Below are 17,264 nucleotides of genomic sequence, written 5' to 3'. Positions count from 1 at the left end.
TACGTCGCACTCTGCATCGTCTGTGCCATCGCGGTCGAAAAGCACTGCGTTGGCAGCGGCCGCGAGTAAGGCATGACGTTGTTTCGCATCAGGGGTGGATGGCGCAGAGCGTCATGACTGCATCTCATCGAATCCTGCCCGCGTCCAGCATCAGCGATGATCCAAAGGTTCAGCGCACCGCCGGATCAGGCGGCACATCGCCGTCCGCGCTGGTGTCGATGCTCACGACCACCGACATCCCAGGCCGCAGGTGCTCAAGCATGGGCTGATCGGCATCGACCACGATGCGTACCGGGATACGCTGGGAAATCTTCACGAAGTTGCCGGTGGCGTTGTCGGCAGGCAGCAGGCTGAATTCCGAACCCGCAGCGGGCGAAATTCGTTGTACGTGGCCGTGCATCTGGTGGCCGTCGAGCGCATCGACGGTAAAGCTCACCGGCTGCCCCAGGCGCACATTGGCCATCTGGGTTTCTTTCATGTTCGCCACGATCCAGCGCTGCTCGGGCACCAGTGCCATCAACTGCGCACCCGAATTGACATAGGCACCAAGACGCACGCCGATCTGCCCCAACTGCCCGTCACGCGGGGCAACGATACGCGTGTTGTCCAGGTCGATGCGCGCCAGCTCGATAGCCGCTTGCGCATTGGCGACCGAGGCTTCCAGCGAGCCACGGTTGACGATGACTGTTTGCAGGTCCTCACGGGCGATCTGCAAGACTGCCTTGGCTTCGGCAACGGCAGCGTTCGCCTGCGCGTCGGCGGCACGCGTGACATCCAGCTCGCTTTTCGAAACCGAACCGTCGGTCACCAGCGCCTGATTACGCCGCAGATCGGCAGCGCTCTTGCGGCTCTGGGCGATGCTGTTCTGCAGTTCGGCCTGGCGCTGGCCGATGGTGGCTTCGGCACTACGCCGCTGTTGCAGATTGTTGGCCAGCGAGGCCTTCTGCACAGCCAGTTGTGCAATGGCCTGATCCAGGCGCTGACGATAGATACGGTCATCCAGACGCACCAACAGATCACCGGCCTTGACGAACTGGAAGTCCTGCACCGGTACTTCGTAGACATACCCGCTCAGCTGCGGCCCGATCAGCGTGGTCTGGCCCTTGACCTGCGCATTCTCGGTGCTCTCGATCGGGCTGGCAAACGGCGGAAGTTGCCAGGCGTACAGCACCACCAGCACCCCGGCCAGGGCAACGGCGCCGAAAATCACCGAAGACACGACACGCTTGCGGGTCGAGCGCGGCTTGCTGGTCACCGGGGACGTCAACGGAGCCGGTGGCGGCGAGTTGCGCGGGGCTTCGGTATCTGGGGTTTTGGATTCGGTCATGAAGATTTAACGCCGGAATTGGATACGGTGGGCGGAGCAGCAGGTGCAATGGGTGCCAGCGGCAGAGGTTGAGTGGTCATTTTCAGCCACAGGACCCGGGCTGAAATCCAGATCATGGTCAGCACGGCAATCAGCGCGATCAGCATGAACACATCATTGTAAGCCAGCACATTGGCTTCCCGGGTCGCGGCCGTGGCCATCGTGCGGATGCCCTGACTGTTGCGCAACGACGGGTCGGCGATCACCGAGCTGTAGCTGGCGCTGTAACTCTGCAGTCGCGCCTGTACCAGCGGATCGATGAGGGTCAGGTGTTCAACGATGTGGCTGGAATGAAACTTCTCGCGCACCACTTGAAAGGTGCCCAATGCAGCAGACCCGATCAGCCCGCCGATGTTCTGAGTGATCCCGAACAACACCGAAAAACTGACCATGTTATGCGGGTTCGCCAGCACGCCGCTGATCCCCAGCACCAGGGTAGGCCCGAGAAAAAACGTGCCGCCGAAGGCCAGCAGAAACTGGCTGAGGTACATGTTCGATTGGCGGGTCAGGTTGGTGGAGTGACTGTCCATCCAGGCACCGATTGCCATCATCGCCAGGGAGATCAGCAAGGGTTTGATCAGATGTGCCGGATTGATGGTCAGCGCACTGACCGCCAGCCCCGAAACGCTGCCGAGCAGCATCACCAGGTACAGCGTGTGTAACTGCTGACTGCCCATGTTCAGCGCCTGAAGAAACCCGACAGCGCCGACCGACTGTTCGGACAGCACCACGCGAAACAGGATGACGGCCAAGCCCAGGCGCAGAATCGCTCCACTGCCCAGCCAGCGAGTGATCAGCAACGGATTGCTGCGGTTATGCTCGATGGCCAGTCCAGCGCAGATCAGCGCAATCGATGCCGCTGAGGCGATACCAATCCACTGCGCTTCCAGCCACCATTCGATACGCCCCAGCGACAGCACCGCACAGAGCAGCGCAAAACCGGTGGCCAGCAGGCCGAAGGTGAGGAAATCGAGCTTCTCGAACGCCTTGAAGCGATCGCCAGGCGGCAGTTTGAGCATCAGCACGCAGCCCAGCGAGAGCAGCGCCATGCCCAGCTCGAACAGATAAAGGCCACGCCACTGGGCAATTTGCAGCAAGTCTTCCGACACCAGCCGCGCCAGCGGCGTTGCCAGCTGGGCGGTGCCAAGCCCGAGTACCAGCGCCTTGAGCCGCCACTTCTGCGGGAAAGCCTGGATCATGTAATACAGCCCCAGGGTGCTGAGTGCAGCGCCAACCATGCCGTGTGCCGCACGTACAGCGATGGCCGAATCGATGTCGTTGACGAACAGATGCGCCAGCGTCACCAGCGCGTACAGCACCAGAAACAGCTCGGTGAACGCACGCAGACCGAATTGCTGACGAAACTTCACCAGCAGCAGATTCATCGATACGTTCGTCATGATGTAGGCCGCCGGCAGCCAGGCGATGTCCTGCGACGTCGCCCCCAGCGCGCCCTGCAGATACGGCAGGTTGGCGACCACCAGTGCGTTGCCGAGCCCACCGGTCAGCGCGACGATCACCCCTACGACAGCAAACGCCCAACGCCGCGCAGTCGAATGCAGCGGCGTCGACGGCGAGCCAGGCATGGTCGGACGCTCGTGGGCGGCCCACTCGCGTGGGGCATACTTATCGCTCATAAACGACAGAAACGGGGACTTTCATGGGGTACACCTGAGGAATTCCCTTTTGTGACATTAATGACAGTCATAATACTCATCCGCCAGGCAATGATTCGCGTTGGTCAGTGCAATACAGCATCGCTCCAGCAGTTGCGAATGCGCCAGACAGTGGATATCTGAAACTTCAGACTATGCTTAAACGCAGTTTTGCTTTGCACATTTGCGCTGCTAGGATCTTCTGCGACGCTCGAACGCTCGAATAAGAAAAAAGCGCAACCGAACAAGGAGTTCAGAATGAGTTCACAGGTTTCATCGGCCCGCTCGGTTCGACCATCCGCCAGCAGGGATTCGATCGTTGTCGACGTGCGTAACCACATTGGTCACTTGACCCTCAATCGCCCGGAAGGCCTGAACGCAATCGATCTGGACATGGTCCGCACACTTCGCCAGCAACTTGACCGCTGGGCCGACGACCCCTCGGTTCATGCCGTGGTCCTGCGTGGTGCGGGCGGCAAGGCATTCTGCGCCGGTGGCGACATCCGTTCACTGTATGAGAGCCACCAGAACGGCCAGGATCTGCATCACACATTTTTTGCCGAAGAGTACGAGCTGGATCTGGCCATTCACCGTTACCGCAAGCCGGTACTGGCCCTGATGGACGGTCTGGTGCTGGGCGGCGGCATGGGCCTGGTTCAGGGAGCCGACCTGCGCGTGGTCACCGAACGCAGCCGCCTCGGCATGCCCGAAGTCGCCATTGGTTATTTCCCTGACGTCGGCGGCAGTTATTTTCTGTCGCGGCTGCCCGGCGAAGTGGGGACCTGGCTGGGCGTGACGGGGTCGCAGATCGGTGCCGCCGATGCGCTGTACTGCGGCCTTGCCAACTGGTCGATGAACAGCGAACTCCTGCCGCGCCTCGACCATATGCTCGACCATCTGAAATGGAAGTCGACCCCACTCAAGGACCTGCAGGGTGCGCTGGCCAAGCTGGCCACCCAGCGCCTGCCCTCTCCGCCGCTGGAAGCCCTGCGCCACGCCATCGACCACTTTTTCGGATTGCCGGATGTCCCCAGCATGCTCGAACAGCTTCAGCAAGTGGTCATCGGCGATACCAGAGAGTGGGCGCTGGATACCGTCAGTCGAATGAACGCTCATTCGCCGCTGGGCATGGCCGTGACTCTGGAAATGCTGCGCCGTGGTCGTCATCTGCCGCTGCAGGCCTGCTTCGCCATGGAGTTGCATCTGGACCGCCAATGGTTCGAACGCGGTGACCTGATTGAAGGCATACGCGCGCTGATCATCGATAAAGACAAGAAGCCGCAATGGAAACACGCCAGCGCGCAGGACGTCAGTGCCGCGCAGGTGCAGAGTTTCTTCAGCGGTCTGGAGAATTGAGCCGTGCACGATCTTGAATTGACCGAAGAACAGGTAATGATTCGCGACATGGCGCGCGACTTTGCCCGCAACGAAATTGCCCCACATGCCCAAGCCTGGGAAAAGGCCGGCTGGATCGATGACGCGCTGGTGGCCAAGCTCGGTGAGTTGGGCCTGCTGGGCATGGTGGTGCCAGAGCAATGGGGTGGCACTTACATCGACTACGTTGCCTATGCACTGGCGGTTGAGGAAATTTCCGCCGCCGACGCCGCCACCGGCACGCTGATGAGTGTTCACAGTTCCGTGGGCTGCGGGCCGGTCCTCAACTACGGGACCGATGAGCAGAAACATGCCTGGCTGGAAAAACTGGCCACAGGCCGGGCCATCGGCTGTTTCTGCCTTACCGAACCGCATGCAGGCTCTGAAGCCCACAACCTGCGCACTCGTGCCGAGTTGCAGGGTGATCAGTGGGTGATCAACGGCGCCAAGCAGTTCGTCAGCAATGGCAAACGGGCACAACTGGCTATCGTGTTTGCAGTGACCGACCCGGCGCTCGGCAAAAAGGGCCTGTCAGCCTTTCTGGTACCGACCGAGAACCCTGGTTTCGTGGTGGATCGCAGCGAGCACAAGATGGGCATCCGGGCATCGGACACCTGCGCGGTCACCTTGAACAACTGCCGAATCCCGTCCGCCAACCTGCTGGGTGAGCGTGGCAAGGGGCTGTCTATCGCCCTCTCCAACCTGGAAGGCGGCCGCATCGGCATCGCCGCGCAGGCACTGGGAATCGCCCGCGCCGCCTTCGAAGCAGCGCTGGCGTATGCGCGTGAACGGGTGCAGTTCGACAAACCGATCATCGAACATCAAAGTATTGCCAATCTGCTGGCCGATATGCACACCCGGATCAACGCCGCCCGCCTGCTGACCCTGCACGCTGCGCGGCTGCGCAGCGCCGGGCAAGCGTGTCTGTCGGAAGCCTCTCAGGCCAAGCTGTTCGCTTCTGAAATGGCCGAATGGGTGTGCTCCAAGGCAATCCAGATTCATGGCGGCTATGGCTACCTGGAGGACTACCCTGTCGAGCGTTTCTACCGGGACGCGCGCATCACCCAGATTTACGAAGGCTCCAGTGAGATCCAGCGCCTGCTGATCGCCCGGGAACTGCGTCATTATCTGGTCTGATTCAGGCGCAGTGACCGCTCAATGCGGTACGCCGGGGCAGAGCATCAGGGCTTCACAAATCGCTCTCGCCCCAGCAACGTCACCAGCAAGGCTACCGAGTCGGCATTTTTGAGCATGATGTCGACCCGCTTGTGGACGTCTTCATAAAACACATCACGCGCCTCTTCGAGCGTGCTCTTGCCAGCGATGCGCAGAATCGTCTGTTTTCCATTACCATCCATTCGCCTCAGGTCGCGCCACGAATCTTCGTCCAGCTGCTTGAACAACTTGTCGCGGTCTGTATGAAAGGACAGCGTCTTTTGCTGCTGATAAATCAGTTCGTTTCTGATCCGCAGTCGATAGGTCGGTGCATCTTCAAGCAAATCGATGAATGGGGCCTGTGAGTCCACGTAAGCAATGTCATCCGTTTTCAGCACCATATGTGATAACTCATGAATCAGGATCGCGGCCCGGTAATGCTGAGGAAACTTGAACTCCCCGGCACGTTGCGCGCTGAGCTTCAATCGATAGGTCGGCAGTCGAAAAAACTGCTCCGTCAGAAAAATCCTCCGCGCCGGGTCTGCTTCGAAGATGAACGCGCTGGCCGATTCGTTGCCCATTCGATTGACTCCGACCACATAACGCGGCGAGTCGATGGGCGACAGCGAAGGGTCTATCAACTCCTGATACAGACCGGTGACAGCTTTTTTAGTCACTTCGTAGAGTCGATCGTCAGGCACTTTCTGCGCAAAAAAATCGCTCAGTATTTTCGCCGCACGCGGATCCAGCTTGTTGTCCGGCAAGCGTCTGGTCAGGTTGTCCAGAGCGTTTTCCAGATAGCGCTGCGCCTGCAGGCAGGCATCTTCGATGGTCAAAGCCATATCCCGGTGGCGATGACGAATTTCGGGCATGCCTCGAGCGCTGACAACCATGATTTCATCAACCAGATCGTCGACAAGACTGCCCTCCATACGGGTAAGCGCCCCTCCTCCACCGCGCAGTCCGCCCTGGATGTCCAGCTTCCATTGCTGATCCGCATCCAGACTCACCGAGGGACCGATCCTGTCGCCCGACACAATGAACCAACCGTCCTCATCTGACTGCACCTCATAGGTTTTCCCACCTATGGCTGCATACGCCCTGCCGGTAACAGGATCGCGGTAGACGCTTAACAGTTCATCGCGTTGCAGCGTGTACAAGGCTATGTCGTGAACTTCGAACTCGCGCAAACGCTCCCGTATCTGTTGCGTCAGAGAGCTGTTGCCCCAAGAGAACTCGAACGTATCAGCGGCATCGATCAATTGCACAAGCGGGTCGGGCGACGTTGGGTCATCCAGCAAGGCGCTGGTCTCATGAGACGTCAGTGATGCGGCTTCCGCAGGGTTCTGCCCGGAAGAAATCATCACGCTCAGAGCCGTCATGAACTCCGAGATCGCCTGACCCCATTGCTGATCCGTTGCCGAGATGAGCGACAGGTTCAACAATGTCTCCCCCTGAATGATGCCGATCAGTGCCCCCAGGCGTCCGGGCATGAGCGCCATGAATTGCTCTGCGCCCAGCGTGAACAGATACTGCGTCGCCGCGCGGCGGTGTTCGGCATTGGTGACGCTGTACTGCTTGACCTGCAACTTCAGAATATCCACAGCGCCCTTGAACATCAGCAACAGGCAATTCCCCTCATAGGGATCGATTTGCACGGTGACAGGGGCAGCACGCTCGAACGGCAGATCGAAAGAGGACTCGGTACTGAAAGGCAGGTGCGGCTCCACAAAGCCACCCTTGTCGTAAATCTTGCGCAAATCGGGGTCGATCCGGTCCAGAATGTACGCTTGGAAATAGGCGGAAGTGTGAATATCAAGCACCAGCGCAGCCTGGTCGGGATACTCCTTGAATACGAACTCGTCGTGCAGGGGCGCATAAAGCACCCACGGTCCCGGCTGATTTTCCATTGGCCCCATCAGGTACGTATTGAGCACGACGGTCGGCTCCCAGCCCTCCTTGGCCGGCAGCAGTTTCAAGGGACTGAGGATCATCTGGCAGCCGTTGACCGGCAGGCGCGCGACCGCATCAGGCATGCTCAGTACGTTTTCGATAATCCGATACGCCTGCTCGGACAGCTCGTTTTTCAGCTTGGAAGCAAAGGCTCGCAAAATATCCAGCGAAGGAACCTGCTCGACGAACAGTTTGCGGCGCTCGAGATAATCCGGCCTCGTCTCGGCCAGCACCGAGTTCAGCATCGTGCGGTAACCCGAGGCGATGTCCAGCGACCTCACCAGCTCACGCAGATACACAGGTGTCAGGGCCACGTCCAGCGGCGTGCCATCCTTTGAGGAGAGCAGAATGACCCCGTCCTGCCTGGACAGAAAGCGGTTGATTGCAAATTCCACCAGGTTTTCGCTGACGACCTGGGTAGCCGCAGGTATCGACTGGGGCAACTCGCCCGGCGCCACCGGGGCGGGGACGTAGTGCGTCAGCGAAACACGCACGTTTTCAGGATCAGGCCGAGGCTTTGCGAAGTCCTTGTCGAACCTGCGCTTGAGTTGCTTGAGGGAGTAATCGTAGAAGCTTGGAATATCGAACAGAAAGTCCTTCTCGCCGACACAGGTCACATAAAACCGTCGCAGGGTCTCGACCAGAATGACCTGATCACGCTTCGACGCCTCGCTGACCCATGAAGGTACGAGCGCTTTGTAAATGATGAGCTGAATGGCAACCCCCAGAGAATTGAGGGCCTGACGATTTCGGTCATCCCGCTCTGCGGCACTCAGCAGGTTGGCGAACAGTTCCGACGGCACCTGCCAGGCTATGGACTGCCGATAAAGATCGGCCACCGTACGCTGCTGGCGCTCGACCTCGTCGCGCTGCAATGCCTCGATGAAATGCCCTTCAATGGGTTGCAGGACGACCTTGAGTTCAAGCGTCCCTCGACGGGCACGCTGGCCGAGTAACATGCGTCGGTCAGGTTCAGCGATAACGCCTGACACCTGCGAGCTCAGCTCCATGCTTGTCAGTCGCCCGGCGACATACTCTTCCAGCGCCTGCAGGGTTTCAAAACCGACGAGTCCCTGATCCAGGATCCACAGGACGGGCTTACTGTCGGGAAGCCTGCCAGTGACCACAAACGCATTGGTTACCTTGACCACGGGCACCTGCGGGTCGTACTGAACCGTCACCCTAAAAACATCGACGCGCGCCTCGCCCAACGTCTGCCGAAGTGCCGGCAACGGCCTGTCGAGGACCTGCTGTACGTTGTCGAGGAAAGCGACAGGCAGCGTGGCCGTGCGCCGTTCGACCAGCAACTCAAGACGCAGCGAGTACTCCCGGACCAGGGCGGATATCACGTCGGGATGCATGCTGGTATCGCGTTGGCGAATCGTACGTGAGTAGAACTCGCTGATCTGACCCTCGAAGCGATGGGCAAAATCTGCCTGCACGCAGATCAATATCTGCTCAAGCAATGCCAGCGACAGACGCTGCACCGGTTGATCCGCCACCGGAGTGATCTGCCCGGCGAGAACGATGCTGTCAGCCAGGGGGATGCTTGCGTAACCGCACACCCGTTCAAGCGCCAGCGTCAACACTGGCACCGGCGTCGCCTCAGCGACATCCGCCTGCACCCAAAGCTTGCGGGCATCAAGGGGCGGACCGCCGATCAAAGCCAGATAGAGGTTGAGCGCGCGATGCATGCAGCCGTCTGCACCGGGATGCAGGGCATCGACGCTGCCGAGCAAGGCGTCGAGCTTTTTCAACTTGCCCATCCAGTTGTAGGACGGGTCTGAAATCAAGTTCGGCCGTTCACTGACACTGCTCTGGGCAGCCGCCCCCCAGACGCTGTCAAAGCTCAGCCGGTCCTGACGCCAGCGCCCTGCGTCGTGCGTGTTCAAGAGCCGACCATCGAGCAGCTTGCGGATGTCCAGTGCATCGTCAATCCGAGCCGGATTTTTTTCGGAATGAAGGGCCGGCAGGTCAAGTACGTAGCGCAGGTCGCGCTCTTGCAAGGCGATCAGGGCATCAATGAATTCGCTGAAAAAATCCTCGGTGAGCGTGTCGTGACGCAGCTCAAGCTGACCTTCCAGGCTGATGACGGAATGATCATTCAACGATGAGTAAAACAACAGTCCGGCGCGTGAAGGGCCCCTCAGCACATGCTCGGTGGCCTGAGCCTGATCGCCGAAGCGCAGGAAGCCCGGCAATGACGAATAGAGAAATACCGCCGGTGACGCCTCTCCGGGGAAATCGATGAGGAATACGCCGACCAGCTTGACGGGGTCCTGGCCGGCCACGACAACTGATAACCTGCGTACCCTTGGCACCGGCGCAGCGGGCCCGCCAGGCTGCGAAGGCAGCAGGGTCAGCAGCCAGCGATATTCAGCCTCCGTCATGTTGCGGTGCGCCCTGCCCGATAACAGATGCTGGCGAAAACACTCTGCAAGCGCATCAGCGGTGAGGTCGCGACGCGTGCGCCCATCCTGCCCCTGAGACGTCCAGTAGTCAGACAGCAACTGCTCATACGCGGTGCCGACTGAAGCAGCCGAGTCTGCCAGCGCCTGATCGAAAACGATCGCCTGTGCCTCGGGTAACGCCGCCCCCTTGGTATCCAGATAGCGACGTGTCTGGCCTTGCGGCAGGGATTCGTAGGAAAACGCCTGCATGGCGGCATCGGCAAGGTATTGAGTTCCGACGACTGTTGACGCTGCCGGAGCAGCACCGGGCGCCGTGTGCACAAGCTGGACGGTCTGGGCAACGACGTCGATGCCCCTTTCTACCAGCACATCCTGAAAGGCCTTGCCTGTCGCCTGTCGAAAATCAGGCAGCGCCTCCAACCTGGCCGCCAGGCGCTGCAGATGCCCGGCCTGCTGGCGCAGCACGGCCTGCGTGCGGGCGTCAAACAGCGAGCCTTCGATGCGTTCGCGCTCGACGATCGACAAGGCAGTGATATCGTCGAATCGCTGCTGCAAGGCGTTGAACAGCGCGCTGCGACTCTCGAATTGCTCGATGCCGAAGGCCAGGGTACTGAGAAAGACCCGCGCCGAGGGGTTGGCGGCATCACTGATGAACAGGGCTGCGGCCAATTCCGCATTAACGGGCTGCGCGTCGCTTATCAGCAGCCGGTCGACTCGGGGAGCCGCATCGCTGGTGGGCTCGTTACTTTCGGCAGCCAATAGCTGCAACCACGCGCCGTCGTCATGGCTGATTCGAGACCGTTCGATAGCGTCCCGAATGTCTTGTGTGAAGCGCGCGCGCAGAGAGTCGCTGAAAAAATAGGGAGCTGCTGACATGTACTGTTTCCTTTGGAGGGCGCCTCTGCGCACAGCGCCCAGGCGCGTGGCAGAGAAAAAGGAAACAGCTTATGGGGATGGACCGACGCGCCTGCGTTACATAAAGCAATCGATCGGCAGACGCGCTTCGTCAAAAAATCAGTGGGCAGCAGCCCTGCCGTTCTTCCCGACCCAGGCGGCGAAGGCATCGATGAACTTCTGCAGGAAGGGCCTGGTTTTATCGGACAACGCGCCGGACTCGTCGAAAAAGCTCCCGGCGCCGCCCAGGTAGGCTTCGGGCTGCTGAAGGCACAGCACGTCCAGAAACACCAGCGACTGACGCAGGTGATGGTTGGCACCAAAGCCACCGACAGCACCCGGCGAGGCACTGATCACGGCGCCCGGCTTGCCGTTGAAGGCACTTTTGCCGTAAGGACGCGAGCCCACGTCGATGGCGTTTTTCAGGGCACCGGGCACCGAGCGGTTGTATTCCGGGGTAACAAACAGCACGCCGTCGGCAGCGCCCAGTTGCTCGCGAAAGGTGGTGTATGCAGGCGGCGGTGAGTCGCCATCGATGTCTTCGTTGTACAACGGCAGATCACCGATCTCGACAATATTCAGTTTCAGGCTGGCAGGTGCCAGTTCTGCCAGAGCAAGAGCGATCTTGCGGTTGATGGACTCTTTTCGCAGACTGCCGACCAATACGGCAATGGTATGAACCTGGCTCATGAAAATATCCGTCATCTGATTCAAGGGAAGGTTAGGTATAGAACAGAAGCCGGGTTTAGACGACCTTTGCGCCAGTCAATTCCCTACGCGCTTGAACGGCAGGGATTATTTTTTCCCTCAAAGGCAAACTCACCTATAGATCAGTGGTCTACTAGCCTCGATGGATTCGTAAACCAGCAGTTATATTCAGTTTCAGAGGTTACAGAGCAAATGGCTTCAGTTCTCGTCGGACAATTTCATGCCAGGGACGCCGAAGGTCGCGTTTATCCGGTTCATGAGTTCCAGGAATCGCAGCCGGATGAGGCGCAGGGCGGTCAGCCGGTGATCACCTACAGGCTGGCAATCGGCGACCGGGTCAAGCATTTGGGTGGTGAGGACTTCGAGCTGGTGCAATCGGGCATAAAAATTACCCGTACACCCACGTAATAACGGCAGCATTCCCGCCTTGGCTGCATGGCCAGCGGGAAGCTGTTAATCCGAAAAGATCAGATACCAGAAAATCGCCGTTTCACGAGTGTTCGGATCAATGCCCCGATAGCGCATGTGATCCACCCCGCCTACCACGTACCCGCAACTCTCATACAGCCTGCAGGCCCCCAGGTTATTGTTCTGCGTTTCCAGAACGATGCCAGGCAGATTGCGCTTACGAGTCCAGAATTGCGCCGCGTCGAGCAACGAGCGTGCGACGCCATGACGGCGCGCCGACTCGTCCACTGCCAGCTCATCGATATACGCGAATCCACTCCAGTGAGTGCTCATCACGATATGGCCGACGGCGTGGTCATCCAGCCAGGCAACCATCACCGAACTGGTGGCGGCTTCACGATGATCGGCAAATTCCTGAGAGTCGATGCCATAATTCTTGCTGTACGGCTCGACCAGCTCGACCGGCCATGAATCCACGGGCTCGCCGATACGCGGCTGCGCATAGCCAAATACTGTAAACGTGAATTCGCTGTTGAGGATGTAGTCCTCGAAGCATTCGTCTGCAACCCGAATGCTCAAAGCAGGATGTGCCACGCTCATTTCACCTTTGCCGCTTGCTGTCAGGAAGATGCCTGCGCTCCGGCTTCCAGCATCTGTACCCAGAGCGGAGGAGCACCGCAAGCCTTGGCGATGGTGCTCATACGCACTTCGTGCTCGGCCAGCTCACTTTCAGAGGCGCGAATGATGCGGCATGGCTTGCGATCGGCAGGCAGGCGGCGAATTTCGCTGCCACGATTGCCAGAGCCTTCGCCCGAACCGTTGCCATCGGAAGCATTGCCGGCCAGCGACAGGCTGGTCTGACCGCCGGTCATCGCCAGATAGACGTCGGCCAGAATCTCGGAGTCGAGCAATGCGCCGTGCAGCTCACGGCCCGAGTTATCGACGCCGTAGCGCTTGCAGAGTGCATCCAGACTGTTGCGCTGACCCGGGTGACGCTCTCGCGCCATCATCAGGGTGTCGAGAATCGAACAGTGCTGGGTGATATCAGCCCTGTCCTGCGAACCCATCAAGGCAAATTCGTTGTTGATGAAGCCAACGTCGAACGCTGCGTTGTGAATGATCAGCTGCGCGCCTTTGATGAACTCGAAGAATTCATCGGCGACTTCGGCAAACCGCGGCTTGCCGACCAGAAATTCATTGGTGATACCGTGAACACCGATCGCGCCTTCGTCACTTTCGCGATCAGGTTGCAGGTAAACGTGAAAATGCCGACCGGTCAGGCGGCGACCGATCAACTCGACACAACCGATCTCGATGATGCGGTGACCATCCGTCACCGGCATACCGGTGGTTTCGGTATCGAGGACGATGGATCTGTTATCCAGGTTTTGCAATGCCATTGACTGTTGCCTCATGTACAGGCCGCGATTCTAGCACGCAGCGGCCGTTGCAAGCCCGTGCGCGTCTAGCCGTGCCGGATGCCGCGCACTTCGTCGACGCCACGGTTGGCGAGCTGGTCGGCACGCTCGTTGCCAGGGTGGCCGATGTGCCCGCGCACCCACTGCCATTTCACCGTGTGGCGACTGACCTGTTCATCCAGAAGCTGCCACAGATCGGCGTTTTTGACAGGCTCCTTGGCAGCGGTTTTCCAGCCGCGCTTCTTCCAGTTGACCATCCACTCGGTAATGCCTTTCATCACGTACTGAGAGTCGGTCACCAGCGTCACTTCGCAAGGGCGCTTGAGTTCTTCAAGCCCGCGAATCGCACCGGTCAGTTCCATCCGGTTGTTGGTGGTATTGGCTTCGCCACCCCACAACTCTTTTTCGACGCCCTTGCACACCAGCAGGGCCCCCCAACCGCCCGGGCCAGGATTACCCTTGCAGGCACCGTCGGTGAAGAGTTCAACGCTATCGCTCATTACGACCTTTCCAGAATGATGGGCTTCATGTGCAGCAAGGCGTTATTCAAGCCTGGTCCTGAGTGTTGCGGCTGACCTTGGCCATCGGCATGGGGATCAGTTTGCCAATGGGGTCGCGGCGCACCTGACGCAAGGGCCTGAGGCCGACCACCAGTTTGCGCGCCACCAGTACATAGAAGCCGCCACCGGGGCTCTGACGCCCCTCGCCAAGGCGTTCGAGCCCTGCAAGACGCGACTGCCATGCTGCTGAAGCAAGAGGCGGACGATAGCATCCGAAGCGCCGTTTCTCCAGCGCGAAGCCCAGCAGATTCAGCCAGTCAGCGACCCGCGAGGATGAAATGCAGCGCGCCTTGCGCAACGCATCCCGCGCGAATACGTGACGTATGCCCCAGGTGCTCCAGGGGTTGATGCCGATAATCAGCAAGTGCCCGCCCGGCCGCACGCTGCTGGCCGCTTCGCGCAGCAGGCCGTGGGGCGACAGGCAGAAATCCAGGCCGTGCTGCAACACCACGACATCGGCCGCGTGCTCACTCAATGGCCACGCCTGTTCCTCACAGACGATCTCGACACCCGGCAACGGCGCACCAAGGCGTACATTGCGCTGCACCTGGGGAGCCACTGGCGGGCTTTCCGCCGACGGGCCGTAATGCACCAGATAGCCGCCGAAGTACCGCCCCAGCTCTTCGTCGAGAATGCGCCGTTCCTCTTCGAGCAGAAGCTGCCCGAGCGGCCCGGAAAGCCATTCACGGGCAGCGCGGATCAATGCAAGCCACTCAGGATCAGCCTGAGCGAACGCTTCATCGGTCATGAGTTCTCCTCCAGAGGTGCTCGCATACAGCGGCAACAGACTCTAAGATGCACCATTGTCTGCCGCTATGCGAACTGCGCCATGATACAGATCCATGCCCTTCCTGCTTTCAATGACAACTACATATGGTTGTTACAAGACCTTTCGAGCCAGCAGTGCGCTGTCGTCGATCCGGGCGACGCGAAGCCGGTGCTGGGCTGGCTGGCGCAGAATCCCGACTACCGGCTGACCGATATCCTGATCACCCACCATCACAATGATCATGTGGGCGGCGTTGCGGAACTCAAGCAGTCGACCGCGGCGCGCGTGCTGGGCCCTGCAGCCGAAACCATACCGGCACGCGATGTCGCGCTGGTCGACAATGACCGACTGACCGTGCTGGGCCTTGAATTTGTAGTGCATGCGGTCCCTGGTCATACGCTGGGGCATATCGCGTTCTATCACGAGGACGCCACGACCCCCCTGCTGTTCAGCGGCGACACGCTGTTTGCTGCTGGCTGCGGACGGTTGTTCGAGGGCACGCCGCAACAGATGCACGATTCTCTCAGCCGCCTGGCCGATCTGCCGGACAGCACACTGATCTACTGCGCTCACGAATACACGCTGAGCAATCTGCGCTTTGCGCAGGCCGTCGAGCCCGACAATGTCGATATCGCCGAACGCCTGGCCGAAGTGACGCGCTGGCGCAGCGAAAATCGCATCAGTCTTCCGTCGAATCTGGCCCTGGAAAAACGTACCAATCCGTTCCTGCGTACCGGGGAAACATCCGTTAAAGAAAAAGCGGACGAACGGAGCGGCGGGCAAAACACCTCGCAGAGTGCGGTCTTTGCCAGCTTGAGGGCCTGGAAAGATAAGTTCTGACCCGACCTTAAAACCGCAATAAAATTCTGAAAGGTTGACCGACGGCAGGCTGCTTCCTAGAATCGCCCGACATTTTCGTCTGGATGTACCCCCCGAACAATGTCGTCATCTACCAGCAAGCCTTCACATTCGGACGCATTGACTCGGTTGGCTCAGGCCATGGCCGTCACCGCGAGTGCCCTTCTGGCCGGTTGCCAGAGCACCGCCAGCGTCGACCCGGTCAATAGCCATCGCGCGCCTAACCTGGCCGCCAGCATCAAGCAAAAACCGATTTTCCTGTCGCACAAGCCTGCCACCCCTCTCGCACCTCCACAGGATGTCTGGGAGCGCATGCGTCAGGGCTTTCAACTGCAACAAGGCAATGATCAGAACCCCCGCATCGATCAACAGCGCCTGTGGTTCGCCAACAACCCTTCCTTTCTGGAAAACGCTGGCGAGCGCGGCAGCCTGTACATGCACTACATCGTCGAGCGCCTTGAAGAACGCAACATGCCGCTGGAACTGGCGCTGCTTCCGGTCATCGAAAGCGCCTACAACCCGATGGCCGTTTCGCGCAGCCAGGCGGTCGGCCTCTGGCAGTTCATCCCGTCGACCGGGCGTTACTTCAACCTGCGCCAGACCAGCTTTTATGACGGACGTCGCGACATCCAGGCTTCGACCGTTGCGGCACTGGATTACCTGACCCGCCTGCATGACATGTTCAACGGTGACTGGCTGCTGGCCCTGGCAGCCTACAACGCCGGCGAAGGCACGGTGAGCCGCGCCATCGAGCGCAATGACAAACTCAACCTGCCGACCGATTACTGGAACCTGCCGCTGCCGCAGGAAACCCGCGATTACGTGCCCAAGCTGCTGGCACTGTCCCAGGTGGTGTTGTCGCCGGAAGCTTACGGCGTCAATCTGAACCCGATCGCCAACCAGCCCTACTTCGAAGTCGTCGAGCTCAACAAGCGTGTCGACCTGTCCAAAGTGGCCAGCGCCGCCGATATCGACGAAGACGAGCTTATCCAGCTCAACCCCGCCTACAAGAAGCGCCTGACCGTCGATGGCCCCCAGCACCTGCTGGTGCCCACTTCCAAGGCGCAACTGCTGACGGCCAGCCTGCTGACCATGAAACAGGAAGAACTGGTCGCCTGGCAGCCTTATCGGGTGCGCAAGGGCGATACCCTGGAAAGCCTGGCCAGTCGTTATCAGGTCACGGTCAGCTCGCTCAAGGGCAATAACAAGCTGTCCGGCAACCGCCTGAAGGTCGGTCAATCACTGAGCATACCGGTCAAGCCGGGCATGCAGAATTCACAACCCGTGTTCGAAGCGCTGGCCAGCAACGACAAGCCGTCACGTACCCGAAGCTACAAGGTGCGCAGCGGTGACAACCTGACCACCATCGCGCAAGCCAACAAGGTGGATGTCGAAGACCTGCAACGCTGGAACAAGCTGACCGGCAAGAAGCTCAAGGTCGGCCAGACGCTGGTCATGCAGGACACCAGCAAACCTGCCGGCAAAGCCGCCAGCAAGTCGGTCGCCAGCACCGGTGGCAAGGACAGCGAAAAGAAATCCATGCAGTACAAGATCCAGAAAGGCGACTCGATGTACCTGGTCGCCAAGCGCTTCAACGTCGAGATGCAACATCTCAAGCGCTGGAATCCACGTAGCGGGCAGGCTCTCAAACCCGGCCAGACCCTGACCGTTTACCTGCCACACTGATGCGCACGGCCACTTGCCCTTCGATAACCTTGGGGCGGGTGTCCGATGC

At 59.7% G+C, this 17,264-nt stretch carries 13 protein-coding genes; 5 read left to right on the top strand and 8 right to left on the bottom strand.

The features are described 5' to 3' along the window. Positions 1–169 precede the first annotated feature (169 nt). The gene (locus PI739_RS03960) at positions 170–1,327 is read right to left on the bottom strand and encodes an HlyD family secretion protein (protein ID WP_003368589.1); all 1,158 of its coding nucleotides are present in this window, start codon (positions 1,325–1,327) and stop codon (positions 170–172) included. Beyond that, entirely contained in the window at positions 1,324–3,003 is a 1,680-nt protein-coding gene (locus tag PI739_RS03955; protein WP_054081158.1) for an MFS transporter, read from the bottom strand. The genes PI739_RS03960 and PI739_RS03955 overlap by 4 nt, the downstream gene beginning before the upstream one ends. Positions 3,004–3,279: 276 nt before the next feature. Here PI739_RS03955 and PI739_RS03950 point away from each other — a divergent pair, with 276 nt between their 5' ends. Beyond that, positions 3,280–4,377, top strand: a complete 1,098-nt coding sequence (locus tag PI739_RS03950; RefSeq protein ID WP_054081159.1) for an enoyl-CoA hydratase/isomerase family protein — start codon at positions 3,280–3,282, stop codon at positions 4,375–4,377. 3 nt (positions 4,378–4,380) lie between these two features. Further along, on the top strand, positions 4,381–5,532 hold the full coding sequence (locus PI739_RS03945; RefSeq protein ID WP_044308625.1) for an acyl-CoA dehydrogenase family protein: 1,152 nt from the start codon (positions 4,381–4,383) through the stop codon (positions 5,530–5,532). A 44-nt stretch (positions 5,533–5,576) separates the two neighbouring features. On the opposite strand, the gene PI739_RS03940 is transcribed toward PI739_RS03945, so the two are convergent. Next, entirely contained in the window at positions 5,577–10,790 is a 5,214-nt protein-coding gene (locus PI739_RS03940) for a dermonecrotic toxin domain-containing protein (RefSeq protein WP_054081160.1), read from the bottom strand. Positions 10,791–10,928: 138 nt separating this feature from the next. Next, positions 10,929–11,498 (bottom strand): NADPH-dependent FMN reductase, encoded by a 570-nt coding sequence (locus PI739_RS03935; protein ID WP_054081194.1) that lies wholly within the window; start codon positions 11,496–11,498, stop codon positions 10,929–10,931. Between the two features lie 210 nt (positions 11,499–11,708). On the opposite strand from PI739_RS03935, the gene PI739_RS03930 reads away from it, so the two are divergent. Then, positions 11,709–11,924: a hypothetical protein gene (locus tag PI739_RS03930; RefSeq protein ID WP_004414020.1), complete on the top strand. Its 216-nt coding sequence runs from the start codon at positions 11,709–11,711 to the stop codon at positions 11,922–11,924. A 45-nt stretch (positions 11,925–11,969) separates the two neighbouring features. Here PI739_RS03930 and PI739_RS03925 read toward each other — a convergent pair whose 3' ends face one another. From PI739_RS03925 to PI739_RS03910, 4 genes are all read right to left on the bottom strand, one after another. Next, a complete protein-coding gene (locus PI739_RS03925) occupies positions 11,970–12,524 on the bottom strand; it encodes a GNAT family N-acetyltransferase (protein ID WP_054081161.1) in 555 nt (184 codons plus the stop codon). A 20-nt stretch (positions 12,525–12,544) separates the two neighbouring features. Continuing rightward, a complete protein-coding gene (gene dnaQ, locus PI739_RS03920; RefSeq protein WP_003368580.1) occupies positions 12,545–13,324 on the bottom strand; it encodes a DNA polymerase III subunit epsilon in 780 nt (259 codons plus the stop codon). A gap of 65 nt (positions 13,325–13,389) precedes the next feature. Beyond that, complete coding sequence (gene rnhA, locus PI739_RS03915; RefSeq protein WP_003368579.1) at positions 13,390–13,842, bottom strand: ribonuclease HI; 453 nt, start codon at positions 13,840–13,842, stop codon at positions 13,390–13,392. Positions 13,843–13,888: 46 nt separating this feature from the next. After that, positions 13,889–14,650 carry a methyltransferase domain-containing protein gene (locus PI739_RS03910; RefSeq protein ID WP_004414023.1) on the bottom strand — a complete coding sequence of 254 codons (762 nt, stop codon included), beginning with the start codon at positions 14,648–14,650 and terminating at the stop codon, positions 13,889–13,891. Between the two features lie 81 nt (positions 14,651–14,731). Here PI739_RS03910 and gloB point away from each other — a divergent pair, with 81 nt between their 5' ends. Continuing rightward, the gene (gloB, locus tag PI739_RS03905) at positions 14,732–15,511 is read left to right on the top strand and encodes a hydroxyacylglutathione hydrolase (protein WP_004414025.1); all 780 of its coding nucleotides are present in this window, start codon (positions 14,732–14,734) and stop codon (positions 15,509–15,511) included. A 99-nt stretch (positions 15,512–15,610) separates the two neighbouring features. Next, positions 15,611–17,215 (top strand): lytic transglycosylase domain-containing protein, encoded by a 1,605-nt coding sequence (locus tag PI739_RS03900; RefSeq protein WP_054081162.1) that lies wholly within the window; start codon positions 15,611–15,613, stop codon positions 17,213–17,215. Positions 17,216–17,264: the final 49 nt, after the last annotated feature.

Origin of the sequence: Pseudomonas cerasi (genome assembly GCF_027983475.1) — a bacterium.
Taxonomy (GTDB): Bacteria; Pseudomonadota; Gammaproteobacteria; order Pseudomonadales; family Pseudomonadaceae; genus Aquipseudomonas; species Aquipseudomonas cerasi.
The sequence above is the reverse complement of the archived record's forward strand: the minus strand, read 5'-3'. Positions and strand labels throughout refer to the sequence as shown.